The sequence below is a fragment of the Microbulbifer sp. S227A genome, from assembly GCF_049800935.1.
In genome coordinates this window covers 313,554-330,245 of record NZ_JBNAFZ010000004.1, presented here as the reverse complement: position 1 = coordinate 330,245, position 16,692 = coordinate 313,554, and the positions used below count along the sequence as shown (strand labels likewise).

Annotated in this window: 13 protein-coding genes; all 13 read right to left on the bottom strand. The window is 61.5% G+C overall.

Annotation, left to right across the window (positions count from 1 at the left end):
* Positions 1–33 precede the first annotated feature (33 nt).
* The 13 genes from ACP15R_RS12070 to ACP15R_RS12010 all read right to left on the bottom strand — a co-directional run bounded on the left by ACP15R_RS12070 (position 34) and on the right by ACP15R_RS12010 (position 16,477).
* The gene (locus ACP15R_RS12070; protein ID WP_424986661.1) at positions 34–2,694 is read right to left on the bottom strand and encodes a TRAP transporter large permease subunit; all 2,661 of its coding nucleotides are present in this window, start codon (positions 2,692–2,694) and stop codon (positions 34–36) included.
* Positions 2,695–2,704: 10 nt separating this feature from the next.
* Positions 2,705–3,700, bottom strand: a complete 996-nt coding sequence (locus ACP15R_RS12065) for a TRAP transporter small permease subunit (RefSeq protein WP_424986660.1) — start codon at positions 3,698–3,700, stop codon at positions 2,705–2,707.
* Positions 3,701–3,833: 133 nt separating this feature from the next.
* Positions 3,834–4,919 (bottom strand): TRAP transporter substrate-binding protein, encoded by a 1,086-nt coding sequence (locus ACP15R_RS12060; RefSeq protein ID WP_424986659.1) that lies wholly within the window; start codon positions 4,917–4,919, stop codon positions 3,834–3,836.
* 356 nt (positions 4,920–5,275) lie between these two features.
* Complete coding sequence (locus ACP15R_RS12055; RefSeq protein WP_424986658.1) at positions 5,276–6,274, bottom strand: C45 family autoproteolytic acyltransferase/hydolase; 999 nt, start codon at positions 6,272–6,274, stop codon at positions 5,276–5,278.
* A 9-nt stretch (positions 6,275–6,283) separates the two neighbouring features.
* Positions 6,284–7,744, bottom strand: coding sequence for a biotin carboxylase (locus tag ACP15R_RS12050; protein ID WP_424986657.1), 1,461 nt, complete (start codon positions 7,742–7,744; stop codon positions 6,284–6,286).
* A 16-nt stretch (positions 7,745–7,760) separates the two neighbouring features.
* Positions 7,761–10,499 (bottom strand): aminotransferase class I/II-fold pyridoxal phosphate-dependent enzyme, encoded by a 2,739-nt coding sequence (locus ACP15R_RS12045; RefSeq protein WP_424986656.1) that lies wholly within the window; start codon positions 10,497–10,499, stop codon positions 7,761–7,763.
* A 71-nt stretch (positions 10,500–10,570) separates the two neighbouring features.
* Positions 10,571–11,557: a carbon-nitrogen hydrolase family protein gene (locus tag ACP15R_RS12040; RefSeq protein WP_424986655.1), complete on the bottom strand. Its 987-nt coding sequence runs from the start codon at positions 11,555–11,557 to the stop codon at positions 10,571–10,573.
* Positions 11,558–11,732: 175 nt separating this feature from the next.
* On the bottom strand, positions 11,733–12,902 hold the full coding sequence (locus ACP15R_RS12035) for a pyridoxal phosphate-dependent aminotransferase (RefSeq protein WP_424986654.1): 1,170 nt from the start codon (positions 12,900–12,902) through the stop codon (positions 11,733–11,735).
* Between the two features lie 29 nt (positions 12,903–12,931).
* Complete coding sequence (locus ACP15R_RS12030) at positions 12,932–13,657, bottom strand: SDR family NAD(P)-dependent oxidoreductase (RefSeq protein ID WP_424986653.1); 726 nt, start codon at positions 13,655–13,657, stop codon at positions 12,932–12,934.
* Between the two features lie 113 nt (positions 13,658–13,770).
* Positions 13,771–13,983: a hypothetical protein gene (locus ACP15R_RS12025; RefSeq protein ID WP_424986652.1), complete on the bottom strand. Its 213-nt coding sequence runs from the start codon at positions 13,981–13,983 to the stop codon at positions 13,771–13,773.
* 169 nt (positions 13,984–14,152) lie between these two features.
* A complete protein-coding gene (locus ACP15R_RS12020) occupies positions 14,153–15,214 on the bottom strand; it encodes a methyltetrahydrofolate cobalamin methyltransferase (protein ID WP_424986651.1) in 1,062 nt (353 codons plus the stop codon).
* A 10-nt stretch (positions 15,215–15,224) separates the two neighbouring features.
* Entirely contained in the window at positions 15,225–16,154 is a 930-nt protein-coding gene (locus ACP15R_RS12015) for a hypothetical protein (protein WP_424986650.1), read from the bottom strand.
* 26 nt (positions 16,155–16,180) lie between these two features.
* Entirely contained in the window at positions 16,181–16,477 is a 297-nt protein-coding gene (locus ACP15R_RS12010) for a virulence factor (protein ID WP_424986649.1), read from the bottom strand.
* Between the last annotated feature and the right edge of the window lie 215 nt (positions 16,478–16,692).

The following is a 16,692-nucleotide window of genomic DNA, read 5'->3' as shown; positions in this document are numbered from 1 at the left end:
ACCGCCCGATTTTGTCCGAACAGCGGGATGCGCTCAGAAGTTGAGCGACAGGTCCCGGTGTACCGAGTTGCACTTGGCCAGGAACAGCGCCTGGTCGCGGCTGAAGCGCGGCTGTTGACGTGCGCCGACAGTCTCCGAGATCCCGGCGATATAAGCTTCTATGCCCGGACGCACGGTCTGCTCGGCGGCGGCGCGCCAGCGCAGTTGCTCTTCATAGGCGGACAGCGCCTTGGCGTATTCCGACGCGGCCTTGGCACGATCTTCCTTGCCGTCCCGCAGGGCCCTGCGGGCCTGCGACAGCGGCGAGGACACGTCACGCGCGCCGGCGATCTTGGCGAAGGTCTTGCCAAGTTCGTCCACCGCCGATTCCGCCTCGGCCCGGTCGCCATTGTCCACCAGGTCGGACAGGGCCCGCAGGTCGGCTTCCAGCGCCGCAAACTCGGCATTGGCATCCATGATCGTGATGAACTCTGCCGCCGATTCCACCGCCTCGTCAGACGCCCGACGATATTGTACCCGTGCCGTTTCCTCGGCCTTGGTCAGGGTGGCAAAGGCGTCATGCGTCGCGTCCCAGCTCTCGGGGATGTCGGCGGCGATGATGTCCTTCTCGGCTTCCAGCTCGGCGATATGCTCTTCGATGCTTGCGCGCCGATCCGCATCGGTGTCGTCGTTCAGGAACCGGGCAGACTCGCGAAGCTCGTCGATTTCGACATCCAGCTTGCGCATGTCCTTTTGCAGATCCCGAACCACCCGCATCACCGGACGATATTCACCCGCCGCGGCCTGAACCGCAGCCTCGCCCGCCGAAATGTCACCAAGCAGTGCCACCGCGTTGGATGCGCTGTCAAACCCGCCCTTCAGCCCGGACGCCATGCTGGCTGGCAGCACCGACAGGTCGAGCGCCTTGGCCGTGGAAATCGCGCCATTGATCGCATCGCCGTTCAGCTTCACCTGATCGAGCACATATTCTTCGAGGCATTGCTGCAGCTTGGGGTTGCGTGGCGGCGGCGAGGTTTCCGACAGGAAGCTCATCCGGTTCGGCAGGTAGTTCACCAGCTGCGGATAATATCCGACAATCGCCAGCGCCACGAGTTGCAGAGCGATAAAGGATATCACGCCCTTGTAGATCTGCACCGTCTTGACGATGGCCGGGGCAACCCCGCGCAGGTAGAACAGCGCAAAGCCGAACGGAGGCGTCAGGAACGAGGTCTGGATGTTCAGACCGATCATGACCCCCAGCCACACGGCGGTGATGTTGGCCTCGGGATCCGCAAGCAGGATCGGGGCGACAATCGGCACCACGACCACGGCGATCTCGATAAAGTCGAGAAAGAAGCCAAGCACAAAGATCACCGCCATCACGATGACGAACTGGGTCCAGAACCCGCCGGGCAGCGAATTCAGGAAGTCACGAACCAGCTCTTCGCCGCCAAAGGCCCGGAACGCCGCCGTCAGCATGGCGGCCCCCAGCAAGATGATGAACACCAGCGACGTGGTCTTGGCGGTTTCGATCATCACTTCGTGCAGCGTGTTCTCGATCTTGAGAACCCGGATGCCGCTCCAGATCAGCGCGACAATCAACAGAACCACCGCCGTGACGCCGATCACGATGCCCGTCATGTCGCCACCGACCACCATGATCGCCTTGATGTTCATGTTGTAGCTGGACAGGGCAAACACGATCAGACCGAGCGCGACAAAGGTCAGCAGCGCCGGGTAATAGGTGAATTTGTTTTTTTCGGTGATCCGGTAACCGGCCATGATGATCGCACCGGCGGCCCCGATGGCCCCCGCCTGGTTCACCGTGGCGATACCCGCGATGATCGAGCCCAGAACCAGGAAGATCAGCGCAAGCGGCGGGATCAGCGTCAGCGAGACATTGACCCAGAACCCGAAATCCCGCGTGCCTTCATAGGGCACTGCCGGAGCGGATTTGGGACGCAGGATCGCGTAGACAAGGATAAAGACCATATAGACCAGAACCAGCACGATGCCCGGAACAAAGGCCCCCAGGAACATTTCACCGGCACTGGTCGAGGCGACATCAAAGACGCTCGGCATGCTGAGCTCACCGGTGGCATCCTTGTAGAGCGCTTTGCGCGCGGTGCTGGCCTGGTCAGAGGCGCTGGCCAGCTGGTCGGCAAGGATGATCAGCACGATCGACGGCGGAATGATCTGTCCGAGCGTACCGGATGCGGCAATTGTACCGGTGGCCAGCGATTGCGAATAATTGTTGCGCAGCATCGCCGGCAGCGAAATCATCCCCATCGCAACCACGGTTGCACCGACAATACCAGTCGTCGCCGCGAGCAGCGCGCCCACGAACACAACCGAAATGCCCAGACCGCCGGGAACCGGGCCAAACAGCCGCGCCATGGTCACCAGCAGGTCTTCGGCGATCTTGGAGCGTTGCAGCATGATGCCCATGAAGATGAATAGAGGAATCGCGATCAACGTATCCCGTTCGACCTCCCAATAGACCCCGCGCAGGTTGGTCACCCCCGCGGTCAGCCATTGCGATGGCCCGCCCGAATGGAAATAGGCGTCTGGATTGCCCGCGAACAAATAGCCGCTGCCAGCGGCCAGCGCGATCGTGATGATCGCCGATCCCGGCAACGCAAAGGCAACCGGGAAACCCGATGCCAGCGCCGAGGCCATGATGACGATCAGGATGAAGAGAAATAGGAGTTCCATACGTGCGGCCTCAGTGTGAAATAGCTGCGAATTCGCGCTTGCCCGGTTCGTCGCGCGCATCGGCGACGGCTTCGAACAGGTAGCTGACGAACTGGATGAGCATCGTCACCGCGAAAATCGCGAGGAACGCCGCCATCTGGTACTTGACGAACATGCCGGCGGTGCCGACCTGTGACACCTCGAAATTCGCCACCGGCGAGTTGATGATCGCCTGTTTCGAGCCGAGCCCGATGATGATGATCGTCCAGGTGGTGACAATGCCAAGGCAGATACAGCCGATGGAATTGACCCGCCCCTTGGTGCGCGCGGAAAAGCCCGCATACAGCACATCGACCCGCACATGGCCTTCTTCCAGCAGTGTATAGGCCGAGGCAAAAAGGAACAGCGCCGCGTACCAGTAGCGCACGAGGTCCCCCATCAGCGCCTGCTCATAAGAAAACACAAAGCGGGACACCACGATCAGCAGTTCGGCAACCACGATCAGCAGCGCCAGCCAGATGAACCCGAGCGTGCGCGAAAAGATCGCGGCGACAAAGCCCAGGATGATCAGCGGCACATGGACATAGGGGCCGATAAAGCGCGAGCGGGTCAGTTCCTTGGCCATGTCTTCCGAGACAAGTGCCGTCAACAGACCCTCGACCCGCAGGAACGCGATGGTGAAATCGGCAACCCCCACGAACAGCACCGCGAAATAGCAGCCGCGTATCAGGTAGGCGTTGAAATCGCTGATGATCCGCGCATCGTATCGGAGCGTGCGGTTCGGCGTTCGCATGACCAGCAACCCGGCAAGCACCAGCGCCAGACCATAGGTGGCGACCAGGACCCAGACACGGCTGTCGGCTCCGGAGAACAATGCCCCGAGCGTCGGGTAATCATACCAGACGATGAGCACGTTATTGATCAAAAAAGCAAGAAGGACCAGCAATGTGGCCCAGCCGAAATACCGTACATAGGGTGCGGGTGCACCGCGAGGCGACAGAATCTCTGCCTCAGTGGTAGCGTTCATCACGATTTTCCCAATCATGGGGCCCGGTTGTTCACGTCGGGCCAGTCTCGCGCGGGGTGGTCAGCGGAGCGTCTATAGAATGGCAGGGGGCAGCCCGCAAGCTGTCCCCTGCCCGGTTGTTGGCGCCCGGCGTCTAGCCGATATCTAGGATCCGGTTGCGCTGCTTGGTGAACTCGATCTCGGCGATGGCACGCCAGCCACCGATCTCGCGCAGCGCGGCCTGGTAGGCGTCGTTGATCTTGGCGGCGAGCGGCGAGTGATCGCGGGTTTCCTCGAACACTTCCTCCGCGGCGCTGCCGAACGCGTCCCAGACCTCTTCGTTGAAGGCACGCACCTGCACGCCATGCTCGTTCACCAGCTTGGTGAGATATTCGCCGTTCTTGGCCGATGCCTCTTCGATCTGCGCCGCCATTTCCTCGTTACAGCAGGCGGTGATCACGGCTTGTTCGTAATCCGACAGGCTCTCCCACCAGGACTTGTTCATGCCAAAGCCCAGACCGCCGCCCGGCTCGTGCATACCGGCGGTATAGTAGTATTTCGCGGCTTCGTAGAACTTCATGAAGTAGTCGTTATAGGGACCAACCCACTCGGTCGCTTCGATGGCACCGGACACCAGGTTTTCATAGATCTGACCACCCGGCAGCGACACGGTGGACACGCCCAGCTTGGTCATCACCGCACCGGCAAGACCCGGGATACGCATCTTGAGACCGTTCAGGTCATCCGGCGACAGGATTTCCTTGTTGAACCAGCCGCCGGCCTGCGCGCCGGTACCGCCACAGGTGATGGTCTTGAGCCCGAATTCACCGGCCAGCTCGTCCCAGAGTTCCTGGCCGCCCGCGAACTTGATCCAGGCGTTCCATTCCGGCGTGGTCATGCCAAACGGAACCGAGGTGAAATAGTTGAAGCCCGGGTGCTTTCCGCCAAAGTAATACTCGGCGCCGATATAGGCTTGGCTGTTGCCGCTGGCGACTTCGTCGAAAACGTCGAACGCGCCGACACGCTCGCCTGCCGCGAAATACTCGGTCCGCAGCGCGCCGCCGGAAACCACCGTGATTCGCTCGGCCAGACGCTGGGCCGACAGACCCAGACCGGGGAAGTCCCGGGGCCAGGTCGACACGATGGTGATCGTTTTGCCGCCCTGTGCGATTGCCGGTGCCGCCAGAGCCGCGCCGGTGCCTGCAATCGCAGCCCCTTTCAAAAACTTACGACGTTCCATATTCCCATTTTCCTCCTGTTGGGTCGGTACAGTCTTTTTATTGCGGGCGTCCGGCCTTGGTGCCGATCCGCCTTCAACGTCGCGTCAGCGTATTCGGAAGCCACCGAATTGCAATGGCCTTTGATCCCGAATGCGACACAAATGGCGGTTTAGCGTCATCGCCTTGCCATGCCAATCGCCTTTCCGCGTTCCTTTCCGCAGCGGCAATTGGAACCGATCATCGGCACGCGGCACCGCGGGCCGTCGCAGCGGTCCGGGCGATCATTTGGGCCGATGTGGCAATTGTTTCCGGGCCCTGAACCGGCACGATCCCTGGCCCGGATTGTTCGCACAACCCGCCAGCAAGACGCCCGCGCCTATCCTGAATGCTCCTCGGCGGTGGCGGCCTCGTTTCCCGGCAGGTGGACAACGCGGCTTCCGTCCTGGAAATCCCTGAGCGACAGCGGCCAGACCGTGCCCGGCCAACGCACTTCCATCTGGCGTTTGCGCGGCCGATAGACCGCCGTGTACAGCGTGCCAAAGCCAACCGAAAAGGCCGTCGAATAGAGCGGCGGTTTGAGAAAGGTATTGATAAAGGTCTCTTGCGGGTCGCGGTGCAGGCTCAGGCGGTGCAGCAGATAGCGCTCGCGTTCGACCGTGGCGGTGAACCGCGCATGGCTGACCCATTCCACCGCTTCCTGGTGATTGGTGGCGACGGCGGCATGGGTGACAACCGCCGGGCGATCCGGTGACATCATAACGGTCAGATAGTTGCGTTTGCGGTCCAGCACCGTGACGTTGTAGCTCATATGCGTCGGAATGCGGGCCAGCGCCTCGCCCGCCTCTTGCGTCGTCTTGCAGGTCTGCAGGACATAGCGCAGGATCAACGGCACCCCGAACCCCTCGCCCACGACACGCCGTCCGCCAAAGGTCAGCGACAGGGCAAGCCCCGCATCGTTCACCCCGTCCACCAGCCCCCAGAGCCCGTCGCTCGTGCCCATGACCGAGCGGCCCATCCAGTCGGTCTTGAGGATCAGGCTGTCAAAAGCGTTGGGGCTGTAATCATAGTTGCGCACCAACACCGGCTCCTTGCCGGTCCAGATCGCTTGCGAACATCCCGACAGGTAAGGCGGCGGGCAATAGAAACTCAGGAAACGCGACGCCTGATCGCCGCCCCCCGCCAGTTCGCAGAGCTGGTCATAGAGCGCCACCATCTCGGGCATATGCTGTTTCAGCGCCTGGCGGCTTTCCATGTAGGTCGGGCGCACGCTATCGCCCTCCCGCAACCACCATCTCCGGTAGTCGGGCCAGTATTCAGAAAACAACCCGGCCCATATGGGGCCGGGTGTCTCTTCGCTGATTGCACGCCAGAGCATGCGGACCCCTTACATGATCTTGAAGGCAGGATCACTCAGCGCCGGCTCGGCCTGCGCAACGGAAAGCGGCTTGGCCGAGACGCTTTGCTTAATCCCGTGGATCCAGCGCTTGGCCCGCTCATTGAGTTTGAATCCCTTGGTCATCGACCGCTCGCGGGTCACGAGGATACCGATATCCGCGCCCTCATAGCGATAGTCGCCCGGTTGCAGGATGCGCAGGAAGAACGCTTCGTTCTCGCTCTCGACCGCGCGGCGGTGATAGTCAAATCGATCAAACACCACCCGACCGTCGGACAGCATCTTGTAGATGCCGGTCTCGGGCGCCTGGGTGCAGATGTCAACGCTGTCCTCGGTATGTTTGATCACCATCTGCGACCAACTGTCGATCATCTCGGGATCGGCCCAGCGGGCGTTCAACTCGTCCACGTCGAGATCGAATTTCTTGCGCGAGAATTCCAGAAGGTGGAACAGGAACAGGGGCGCGTCCGCATGGGCAAAGGCCGCGTGGTTGGTCATCGAGGACGCCCCGGTGATGCGCGGATTCAACTCGCCCAGCCAGAGTTCACCGGTTTTCTTGTCGATCAGGAAATCCAGTTCGAAATAGCCGCGATAGCCTTCCTTGCGCAGTTGCTCGCCGAACTTGAAGGTCAGGTCGCGCGCCTGGTTGCGCACCTTGGGCGGAAAGGCGGTAGACAGGATTTCATTGCCGCACCAGCCGCCGCGATAGGGGGTCAGTTCCTTGAAACCCACCAGCTCGGTCATCAGCGGGCCGACAATGGTGCCCTCCTTGGTGGCGCAAGCCTCGATCGCCGACCCCCGGCAATCGATCCGCTTCATGATCTTGATCTCGCCCTCGCCGACGATCTCGTGTTCGTGGCGGCGGAAATCGGCCTCGTTCTTGATGAAGAAGGTCGTATGCCCGGAATCGCCAAAGGCCGATTGCAAAACAAGGTCATTGCCGATCCCGGCCTTGTCGCAGGTCTTTTTCAGATCCTCATAGGATTTCACCTCGGCCAGCACGTTGGGCACCGATGGCACGCCGGCCTTGTTGCCGATCCGAACGGTCTCGATCTTGTTGTCCATCTTGGTGCGCAGCTTGGCCTTGGGGAACCACACATCGGCCCCCAACTCCTTGGACAGGCGCTCGGTTTCCTCGTCGAACATCAGGAAGACAAATTTCGGCTTGCCCCCCCGGCGCTTGACGAAATCGATCACTTCCTTGTGTTGCAGCAGGTAATTGTTGATATCCTCGATCGACTGGAATTCCGCGTGCGGCTGTTCGGACGGCACGAATGTATTCGGGTGTTTGCCGTCATAACAATCGATGTAGCAGATATATTTGAAATTCTTCACCCATTCATCAATGCCGAGCAAATTGAAATTGGTTGCCGAGATGAAATAGACCGGGTCTTCGTTGCGGTGAAAGAACCGGCGAATTTCCGAAATGTTTTTCAATACTTTAGAGGCCATGTCTTTCTCCCAGTTCTTATTCTGCCGCAGTTTTCAGATTTGTTTCGGCATGTTGTGCAAGTGCCTCGGGCGTAAATACACGCAACCCGAGATCGGCCCGGTACCCATGAATCTCGTTAACATCCAATGCCCGCATAAACGCGAGGATCTCGCTGCTGATCACCTGCCCCGGCACCAGGATCGGGAATCCGGGCGGATAGGGTATGATGAAACTCGCGGACACCACTTCCTGTCCGCTGTCGAGCGCCTGTTTCAGCGAGCCGTCCAATTCCATGTAGTCGCAGTTTTCCCCTTCGTAGCTCAGGAAAAAGGCTGAGCGGATATCACCTTCTGACGTGTCCTGATCGGTGCGGAAAGCATCGTGGAAACGGCTGAAATCCGGCAGCGGCGGCAAATCCTCCATCAGGTTCCTGACCCGGCGGTCAAAGCCCAGCCGTTCCATCCGGCTGGCATCGTCCAGCAGGTCGTCCAGCCCCTTGGCGATCTCGACCAGAACCTCGATCAGATAGGCCACGCTTGACCGTGTGGTGCCGATATTGGTCATGAACAACACGGTATTGCGCGAGGTCTTGTTGATCTGGATGCCATAGCGATCCATCAGGATGTCGGTCTTGAACGTGTCGCCATCCCACCCGGTGCCGCCAACCGCGAGGGTCACGCGCGTCGGGTCAAGCGCGAACTCGTCCTGCTGCCAGCAATCCCATATGTCGGTCCAGCCCTGCTCGGCATCGAAATAGCTGGTGACACCGCTTTCGCGATGGCTCTCGGGGATCATGTCCCCGGCGGCAAGTACCTTGAAATACTTCTGCAACAAGGGATGCGTGGCAATCGACCGGCGCATCGACATCGCCGCTTCGACCTGCCGTTGCACGAACTCAAAGCCTTCGAGTTCGACCTGCCGCCGCCCCACGTCAAGGCTGGCGATGATCTGGTAATTCGGCGAGGTTGACGTATGCGTCATATAGGCTTCGTGGAACGATTGTTCGACCTCGCCCTTGAAGTCCTGGTCATGCACGTGGATCATCGACCCCTGCCTGAGCGAGGTCAGCGTCTTGTGCGTGGATTGCGTGGCATAGACCCGCACCCGTGCATCCGGCGGCGGTATCAGCCGCGTGTTCAGCAGCGTCTCGGTATCCGCATCGGCCAGGTCGGCCTGCTGCTTTTCATAGGCGGCGCGATGTTTGCCCGTCTTGAACCGGGCGCGCAGTTCCGACGCCGCGTGCATGGCGGTGCGCGGCCGATAGGTCGGGCTGAACCGGGCAAAGGCAAACCAGGCTTCGTCCCAGAGGAAGATCAGGTCCGGCTTGATCGCCAGGCATTCCTCCATCACCCGTTCGACATTATAGACAATCCCGTCAAAGGTGCAGTTGGTCAGGAGCAGCATCCGCACACGATCAAGCTTGCCCGCCGCCTTGAGCGCCAGAAGCTGGTGCTTGATCTCGCGGATCGGCACCGCGCCATACATCGAGTATTCATTGAGCGGATAGCTGTCGAGATAGACAACCTGAGCACCGGCCAGCACCATGCCGTAATGGTGGGATTTGTGGCAATCCCGGTCCACCAGAACGATGTCGCCGGGGCTGACCAGGGCCTGCACCACGATCTTGTTGCAGGTCGACGTGCCATTGGTGGCGAAAAAGGTCTGTTTTGAGCCGAAGGCCCGGCTGGCCAGTTCCTGCGCCCGCTTGATCGGACCATGGGGTTCAAGCAGTGAATCAAGCCCCCCGGAGGTGGCCGAAGTCTCGGCGAGAAAGATATTGGGCCCGTAAAACGCCCCCATATCCTGGATCCAGTGGCTGCGGCTGATCGATTTGCCGCGGCTGATCGGCATGGCGTGGAACACGCCAGTGGGTTGCTTGGAATATTCCACGAGCGCGGTAAAGAACGGCGTCTTGTAGCGCGACTGTACCCCGCGCAGGATATTCAGGTGCAGCTCCAGGAAATCTTCCTGATTATAGAACACCCTGCGGCAAATCCCGAGTTCGAGCCCGGCGATGTCCTCGACCGAGCGTTCGGTGATCAGATAGGCGTCCAGCTCCGGGCGGGCCCGCGCGATCAGGCGGCAGAGCTCGGGGCCGTAATCCTCGGGCTGCATCTCGTCGAACTGGTCCGAACCCCCTGCCCGGTCCAGGTATTTGTGCAGGATCGGTTGTTCGGTCCTGGAGCGCAGGGTCAGGCCCGGCCGCACCACGATGGCCTGGATGTTGTAGTTGAACAGCACCGCGATCAGCGCGTCCTCAAGGCTGGGAACCACCAGCGCCTGATAGACAAACGGGTCTTCGGAGCGGCGCATCCGGGACATGTTCGAGCGCAGCCAGCGCTCCTGGTCCTCGCCGACATTGTCGACAATCAGAACCTCGAAATAGGGTTTGCTGAGGGCACGCGCCTCGGGAGACAGCTGCGCCTCGTCGTCATGCTCCTCGCTGTCGGCGCTGTCGCGATCCAGCGGGATGTTGCGCCGCCGATAGGCGCCTGTGGTCAATGCGCGGGTCACCCTTCCGACGGAAAAGGCCAGATCGTCATAGTTCCCATGTCCAAGCTGGCGCCGCAGGTGGTCAAACGCCGCCATGCCCGGGAACGCCCAGTATTGCTCGATCAGGGCCAGCGAATTCAGAAGGTCTTCGGTCTTCTTTCTAAGCGTGGCCAGCCTTTTCTCGGAGTTCTCCTCGGTCAGCGCGCTGGTCGTGTCGCGAAGCGCGCTCCAGCGATCCGCCCGAAGTTGGATCGCTGAATAATAGTCAGAAACAGAATGCATCAGAAGTCCTCCTGAAGGACCAGCATCTGATCGTTGCACCAAAAGTTCAACAGGTTAGTTTGACGAATCCGTCAGCCATTGGAAATTTTGCCGGCAAAAGGAAGCGTCACGGGCGTGACCGCACCGGAATTGGGATCCGGTTGCCCCGCCGCACCGCCGTGGGTGGCGTCGGTGGGCACGTCGACATGCAGTCCGGCGCGGGTTCCCTGCCGTTGCATTTCGAGCGGGCCAAGGGTCTTGAGATAGGCATCGGTGCCGCTGTTGCGATCATAGACCGGGAAATCGGTCGAACGGTCGCGGAAGCTCTTGAGCACCTGGCCCAGCCCCTTCATCCCGGCCTCGCGCTGGCGGCGCACCATGTCGAGATCGATTTCGATCGGGAACATGTCCTCCTGGCCCGCCGACTGGTGCAGCACCATCGAGGTGGGATCGACCACGCAGGATTTGCCAACCCCGCCCGCGCCCAACCCGTTCACGTCAAAGACATAGCACTGGAACTGGGCGGCGGTGGCCCGCGCGATCGCCAGTTCGGCATCCCGGTCGGTGGTGCCGGTCAGAACCGGGTGCAACAACACCTCGACCCCCTGCGCCGTCAGCTGGCGCGTGGTTTCCGGGAACCAGATGTCATAACAGATCGACAGACCAAAGCGGCCCACTTCCGGCACGTCGAACACGCAGAAATCGGTGCCCGCCTCGACATCGGCCTCATAGGGGCGGAACGGAAACATCTTGTCATAGCTCGTCACCACGTCGCCATCCGGGTTGATGACAAAGGACGTGTTGCGCACCAGACCGTCTTCGCCCTTGATGAACATCGATCCGGGAATCAGCCAGACCTTGTGCCGACGCGCCGCTTCGCAGAACTGGGATACCGCGTCATTCTGTCGGGGCTGCGCATACCGGTGCAGCGGGCCGTAGGGCGACAATTCGCTGAACAGAACCATCTGGGTCCAGGGGAAACGCGCCATCAGGATGTCCAGTCTCTGGATCATGCCTTCGACATTGGATTGAAGCGCGGCAACGTGCATCTGCACGCCGGCGATAGCAAAGGGGGTCATACAACAAGTCTCCGTCTGTGCTGCGATCAGGGTGATCGGCACATGGTCTGCCTGTTTTGCCCATGTTTTCGTCATATGCAAGGGCGTCGCCGCGACAATCGGCACTCAGCCACCGGAACTGCCCAAGTCATGGGCAATCCGATGCGGTCTGAACACAGGCCGGGGCAGAAGATGCCTAGCGATTACCCAGGTAGTCCGCCATCCGTTCCACCGCCCGGCGGATATTGTCTTGGGAATTGGCATAGCTGAGTCGGATATAGCCCTCTCCGAGCACGCCGAAATCCGGGCCGCCAATCGTTGCCACCCCGGTCGTCTCCAGCAGATCCGCGGCCAGCGCCTTGGCCTTGAGCCCGGTGGCAGAAATGTTGGGAAAGGCATAGAACGCGCCCTTGGGGGTGATACAGCTGACACCCGGCAGGTCGTTGAGCAGCTCCACCACCAGCCGGCGCCGCGCGTCGAACTCCTGCAACATCACGCCCACCGCATCCTGCGGCCCGGTCAGCGCCGCCAGCGCCGCATATTGCGCCGGGGCATTGACACAGGACCAGGCATTGACCGCCAGCTTGCGCGCCTTTTCATAGAGATCGTCCGGCCAGACCGAATAGCCCAGCCGCCAGCCGGTCATCGCATAGGTCTTGGACCAGCCGTTCAGCAGGATCAGCCGGTCGCGGATTTCCGGATAGCTCAGCAGGCTGACATGTTCCTCGCCATCATAAAGCATCTGGTCATAAATCTCGTCGGACATGATCGCGATGTCCGGACGATCCGCCAGACCGGCAACCAGCGCGTCGACCTCGGCCTTGGGTGTCACGCCACCACAGGGATTGGCGGGTGAGTTGACGATGATCAGCCGGGTGTCCGGCGTGACCAGCGACAGCAATTCTTCGGCGGAAAACCCAAACCCGTTCTCTTCGCGGATCGGCACCGGGATCGGGCGCGCGCCGGTGAACTCGATCATCGAGCGATAGATCGGGAAACCCGGATCGGGATAGAGTATGTCGGCCCCCGGCTCGCCGAACATCATGATCGCGGTGAACATGGTGACCTTGCCGCCGGGGACGATCAGCACGTTGTCCGGGTTGACCTCGGTCGCGAAACGCCGATGCAAATCCGCCGACACCGCCTCGCGCAGCTGCGGAATGCCGGTGGCCGGGGTATATCCGTGGTGCCCGTCGCGCAGGGCCTTGATCGCGGCCTCGACGATATGCTCGGGCGTGCGGAAATCCGGCTGGCCGATGCCAAGGTTGATCACATCCATGCCCTGCGCCGCCAGCGCACCGGCCCGTGCCAGCACGGCAAACGCGTTCTCTTCGCCGATGCGGTCAAATCCAGCAATGGTCTTCATCATCATGTCCTTTGTTGCAATGGGCGGGGTCAATAGGTGGCGCGGCCGCCGGACAGGTCAAAGACTGCCCCCGTCGAGAACGAGTTTTCGGCACTGGCCAGCCAGACGATCATCGCCGCCGCCTCGTCCACTTCCAGGAACCGGTTGCGCGGGATCTTGGACAGCATGTAGTCGATATGCTCCTGGCTCATCTGGTCGAAAATCGGCGTGCGCGCAGCCGCCGGGGTGACGCAATTCACCGCAATGTCGAACCCCGCAAGCTCTTTGCCAAGCGACTTGGTAAAACCGATCACCCCCGCCTTGGACGCGGAATAGGCACAAGCATTGGGGTTGCCTTCCTTGCCGGCGATCGAGGCGATGTTGACGATGCGCCCGTAGTTGCGTGCCTTCATTCCGGTGATGACCGATTTGTTGGTGAAATAGGTGCCCGTCAGGTTGATCTGGACGATCTGCTGCCAGGCGTCGTTGTCATATTCTTCGACCGTGGCGTTGGGTCCGGCAATTCCGGCGCTGTTGACCAGGATATCGATGCGCCCGAATTTCGCTTCGGTGGCGCGGGTGGCCGCCTGAACGCTGTCCCAGTCAGAGACATCGCAACCGACAACCAGCACCCCCCGCCCCTCCAGTGCCGCCTGCGCGGCATCGGGGTTCATGTCCCACACCGCGACCTGCGCCCCCCTGGCGAGCAAGGCGTTGACAACCGCAAGCCCGATACCCTGCGCTCCACCCGTGACCACCGCGACGCGGTCCGACATACCCGGTTTCTCCGACAAATCCGACACCCTCCCCTGATCTGCAGCGCGGCCGCCATGTGGCGCCCGCGTGTTCCGGAACAGCTATGTCAGGATTTGCCGGAGGGGCAAGCGTGTTATTCGTCGCCGGTCAATCCGCCCAGCAGGCGGTCGCGCTCATCCACCAGCCGGATGCGGTAGCGGCGCATGGTCTTGCAGGCGAATTTGTTGTGGCGCGCCGCGTTGCTCTTGGGGTCGCGCCGGGCGTCGGCCTCGAGATCGGCGATACAGGTATCGACCTCTTCGATTTCGCGGATGGTTTCCGCCAGTTCCTTTGCCGTGTCGCTCATGCCGTCTCTCCTCTGTTGCCTGATCCGGGGCGGAACCTGCCCGCCCCTTGCCATGGTGTCCGCGCGCCCCAAACCGGTGCGCGCGGCTGTCCGCACACTCTATGCCCGGGATTTCCTCCGCTGCAAGTCTGCAATCCCCTACCCGCGTCCTACCCGCACCTGTCGCGGATCAGGCCCGGCGGCGGCGTCCACCGGCACGGCCCCCGCGCCCGCGCCCCTCTTCGCCAGCCTTGGCGGGAGCCTTGTTGGTGCGAATCCATTCGCCCCCGTGCGGATCGTTGTTGGTCAGGAAGTTGGCGGCACGGATCGCCTCCATCTCCTTGCCCGCGCGCGACTTGGTCGAGCCCATTCCGAACAGGGTGACAAAGGTCTCATCATCCATGCCGTCGGGCAGGACCACGCCGGCGGCGGCCACCTCGGCGCGTTTTTCCGCGATCCGGGAGGGCGGCACCGGCAGCGCCACCGGGTTCATGATCGCGCTGGTCATGCCCGCGCCCATCGCCATCGGCAGGAAGGCGTTGTTGATGCCGTGCCGGTTGGGCAGGCCAAAGCTGATGTTTGACGCGCCACAGGTCGTGTTCACGCCCAGTTCCTCGCGCAGGCGGCGGACCAGGGTAAACACCTGCAAGCCGGCGGTCGCCATGGCGCCGATCGGCATGACCAGCGGGTCCACCACGATATCATGCGCCGGAATGCCGAAATCGGCGGCGCGCTCCACGATCTTCTTGGCGACGGCAAACCGCACGTCCGGATCTTCGGAAATCCCGGTATCGTCATTGGAAATCGCCACCACCGGCACGTTGTATTTCTTGACCAGCGGCAGCACCAGTTCGAGCCGGTCTTCCTCGCCGGTGACCGAATTCAGCAGCGGGCGACCCTCGGCGGCCTCAAGGCCGGCTTCGAGCGCACCCGGCACCGAGCTGTCGATGCATAGCGGCACATCGACCAACCCCTGTACCAGCTCGATCATCCTGGTCATCAGCGGCGGTTCGGTCTCGTTCGGATTGGGGTTCGAGTTGTAGACCACCCCCGCATTCACATCGAGCACGGTCGCCCCCGCCGCAACCTGTGCCAGCGCGTCCTTTTCGACGGTCGAGAAATCCCCCGCCTCCAGTTCGGCGGCGAGCTTCTTGCGCCCGGTCGGGTTGATCCGTTCACCGATCACGCAGAAAGGCTGGTCGAATCCGATGATGGCGGTCTTGGTTTTGCTTTCGACGATGGTCCGGGTCATGGTTGGCCTTTCAGGACTGGTTTGCGGGACGGCCCGAAGCGCCGCCATGGGTGATGGCCCAGCTTGCATTGGTCTTGATCCCGCCCAGCGGGAAGAAATGCACGTTGGTGATGTTGAAATCCGGGTTCGCCGCCTTGTGCGCCGCCAGATCGGCCAGAACATCCGTCGGTTCATACGGCAGGAGCAGCTTGCTCACATCCATCGCCCGCTTTTGCAGCACCTTGAGCGACGGACCAACCCCGCAGGCAATCGCGAACCTGATCAGGGTCTGCAACTTGGCCGGACCGGCAATGCCGATATGAATGGGCAGCGTGATCCCCGCCTCGCGCAGGCCATCGGCCCAGGCGATGATTGGTTTGGCGTCAAAGGCGAATTGTGTCGCCAGCGCCATCTCTGCATCGGTGCGTTCCGAAAATTTCTGTTTCCATGCAAGTGCTTCTTCGACGTTCTTCGTGCTGCCATCCGGGTCGATATCCCGGTTGCCCTCGGGGTGTCCCGCCACGTGCAGGCGCTTGAACCCGGCCTTGTCGAACAACCCGCTTTCCATCAGCTGCATGGAGCTGTCGAATTCGCCGGCCGGATTGGTCACGCCCCCCGCCAGCAGCAACGCCTGTTCGACCCCCGCCTCGCCCTGATAGCGCGCGATCCAGTCGGCCAGCATTGCCTTGTCCTTGATGATCCGCGCCGGGAAATGCGGCATGACCGGATACCCGTCACGCGCAAGCCGTGCGGCGGTGGCGACCATGTCCTCGATCGGGGTGCCGTCGATATGGGCGATGTAAACCCGCGTGCCCTCGGGCAGCAAGTCGCGAAAATCCTCGACCTTCTCGGCGGTGCGGGGCATCACCTCGATCGAGTAGCCCTCAAGAAAGGCTTCGACCTGTGCATTCACCGGGGTGGTTTCCGGGGAGTTACGTTTCCTGAAGTTCAACAAAGCCATCGCGGCCTCCCAGAAAGATCTCGGGCTCATGCCCATCCATCGTTGTCGATCAGGGCCTTGATCCGGTCCCGGTCGTATTCGGTTTCCAGCCGCACTGCCTCGGCCTCGGCCACCTCGCCCGGTTCGCCTTCGACCACGTAGGGGGCGGCCTTGCGCCATTCGGCAAGATAGGCGTCGGTATCCTTGGCGTTGACCTTCATCGCCGCCCGGTCGATCGCCTGTTCAAAGCGTTCGTCCAGTTGCCGCTTGGCCCCACGACGCCCCTTGCCCACGATAACCTGGGCCGGGATGTCTCGCCAAAACACTACGGTGACGTCGGGCATGGCTGATTCCTTCCTCTTCCTGCGCCCTGTCTAATGCACCGTCCGGAACCCGCGACGCCTGTTTTCGACAGAATGGGCATGCGCAGCGACCTGCCCCGGCCTCTCCGAAGCCGTAACAAAGCGTAAACCACCGCGCGCGCATCTCAAGCACCCGTGACAATATAAAGCGCTGCCGCGGTCAGGGCATCTTGCGAAGTTCGAAATGCATGCCTATC

Excerpts from the sequence above, each read along its gene's own strand:
- ACP15R_RS12070 (WP_424986661.1), bottom strand. The coding sequence starts at position 2,694 with ATGGAACTCCTATTTCTCTTCATCCTGATCGTCATCATGGCCTCGGCG.
- ACP15R_RS12065 (WP_424986660.1), bottom strand. The coding sequence starts at position 3,700 with ATGAACGCTACCACTGAGGCAGAGATTCTGTCGCCTCGCGGTGCACCC.
- ACP15R_RS12060 (WP_424986659.1), bottom strand. The coding sequence starts at position 4,919 with ATGGAACGTCGTAAGTTTTTGAAAGGGGCTGCGATTGCAGGCACCGGC.
- ACP15R_RS12055 (WP_424986658.1), bottom strand. The coding sequence starts at position 6,274 with ATGCTCTGGCGTGCAATCAGCGAAGAGACACCCGGCCCCATATGGGCC.
- ACP15R_RS12050 (WP_424986657.1), bottom strand. The coding sequence starts at position 7,744 with ATGGCCTCTAAAGTATTGAAAAACATTTCGGAAATTCGCCGGTTCTTT.
- ACP15R_RS12045 (WP_424986656.1), bottom strand. The coding sequence starts at position 10,499 with ATGCATTCTGTTTCTGACTATTATTCAGCGATCCAACTTCGGGCGGAT.
- ACP15R_RS12040 (WP_424986655.1), bottom strand. The coding sequence starts at position 11,557 with ATGACCCCCTTTGCTATCGCCGGCGTGCAGATGCACGTTGCCGCGCTT.
- ACP15R_RS12035 (WP_424986654.1), bottom strand. The coding sequence starts at position 12,902 with ATGAAGACCATTGCTGGATTTGACCGCATCGGCGAAGAGAACGCGTTT.
- ACP15R_RS12030 (WP_424986653.1), bottom strand. The coding sequence starts at position 13,657 with ATGTCGGACCGCGTCGCGGTGGTCACGGGTGGAGCGCAGGGTATCGGG.
- ACP15R_RS12025 (WP_424986652.1), bottom strand. The coding sequence starts at position 13,983 with ATGAGCGACACGGCAAAGGAACTGGCGGAAACCATCCGCGAAATCGAA.
- ACP15R_RS12020 (WP_424986651.1), bottom strand. The coding sequence starts at position 15,214 with ATGACCCGGACCATCGTCGAAAGCAAAACCAAGACCGCCATCATCGGA.
- ACP15R_RS12015 (WP_424986650.1), bottom strand. The coding sequence starts at position 16,154 with ATGGCTTTGTTGAACTTCAGGAAACGTAACTCCCCGGAAACCACCCCG.
- ACP15R_RS12010 (WP_424986649.1), bottom strand. The coding sequence starts at position 16,477 with ATGCCCGACGTCACCGTAGTGTTTTGGCGAGACATCCCGGCCCAGGTT.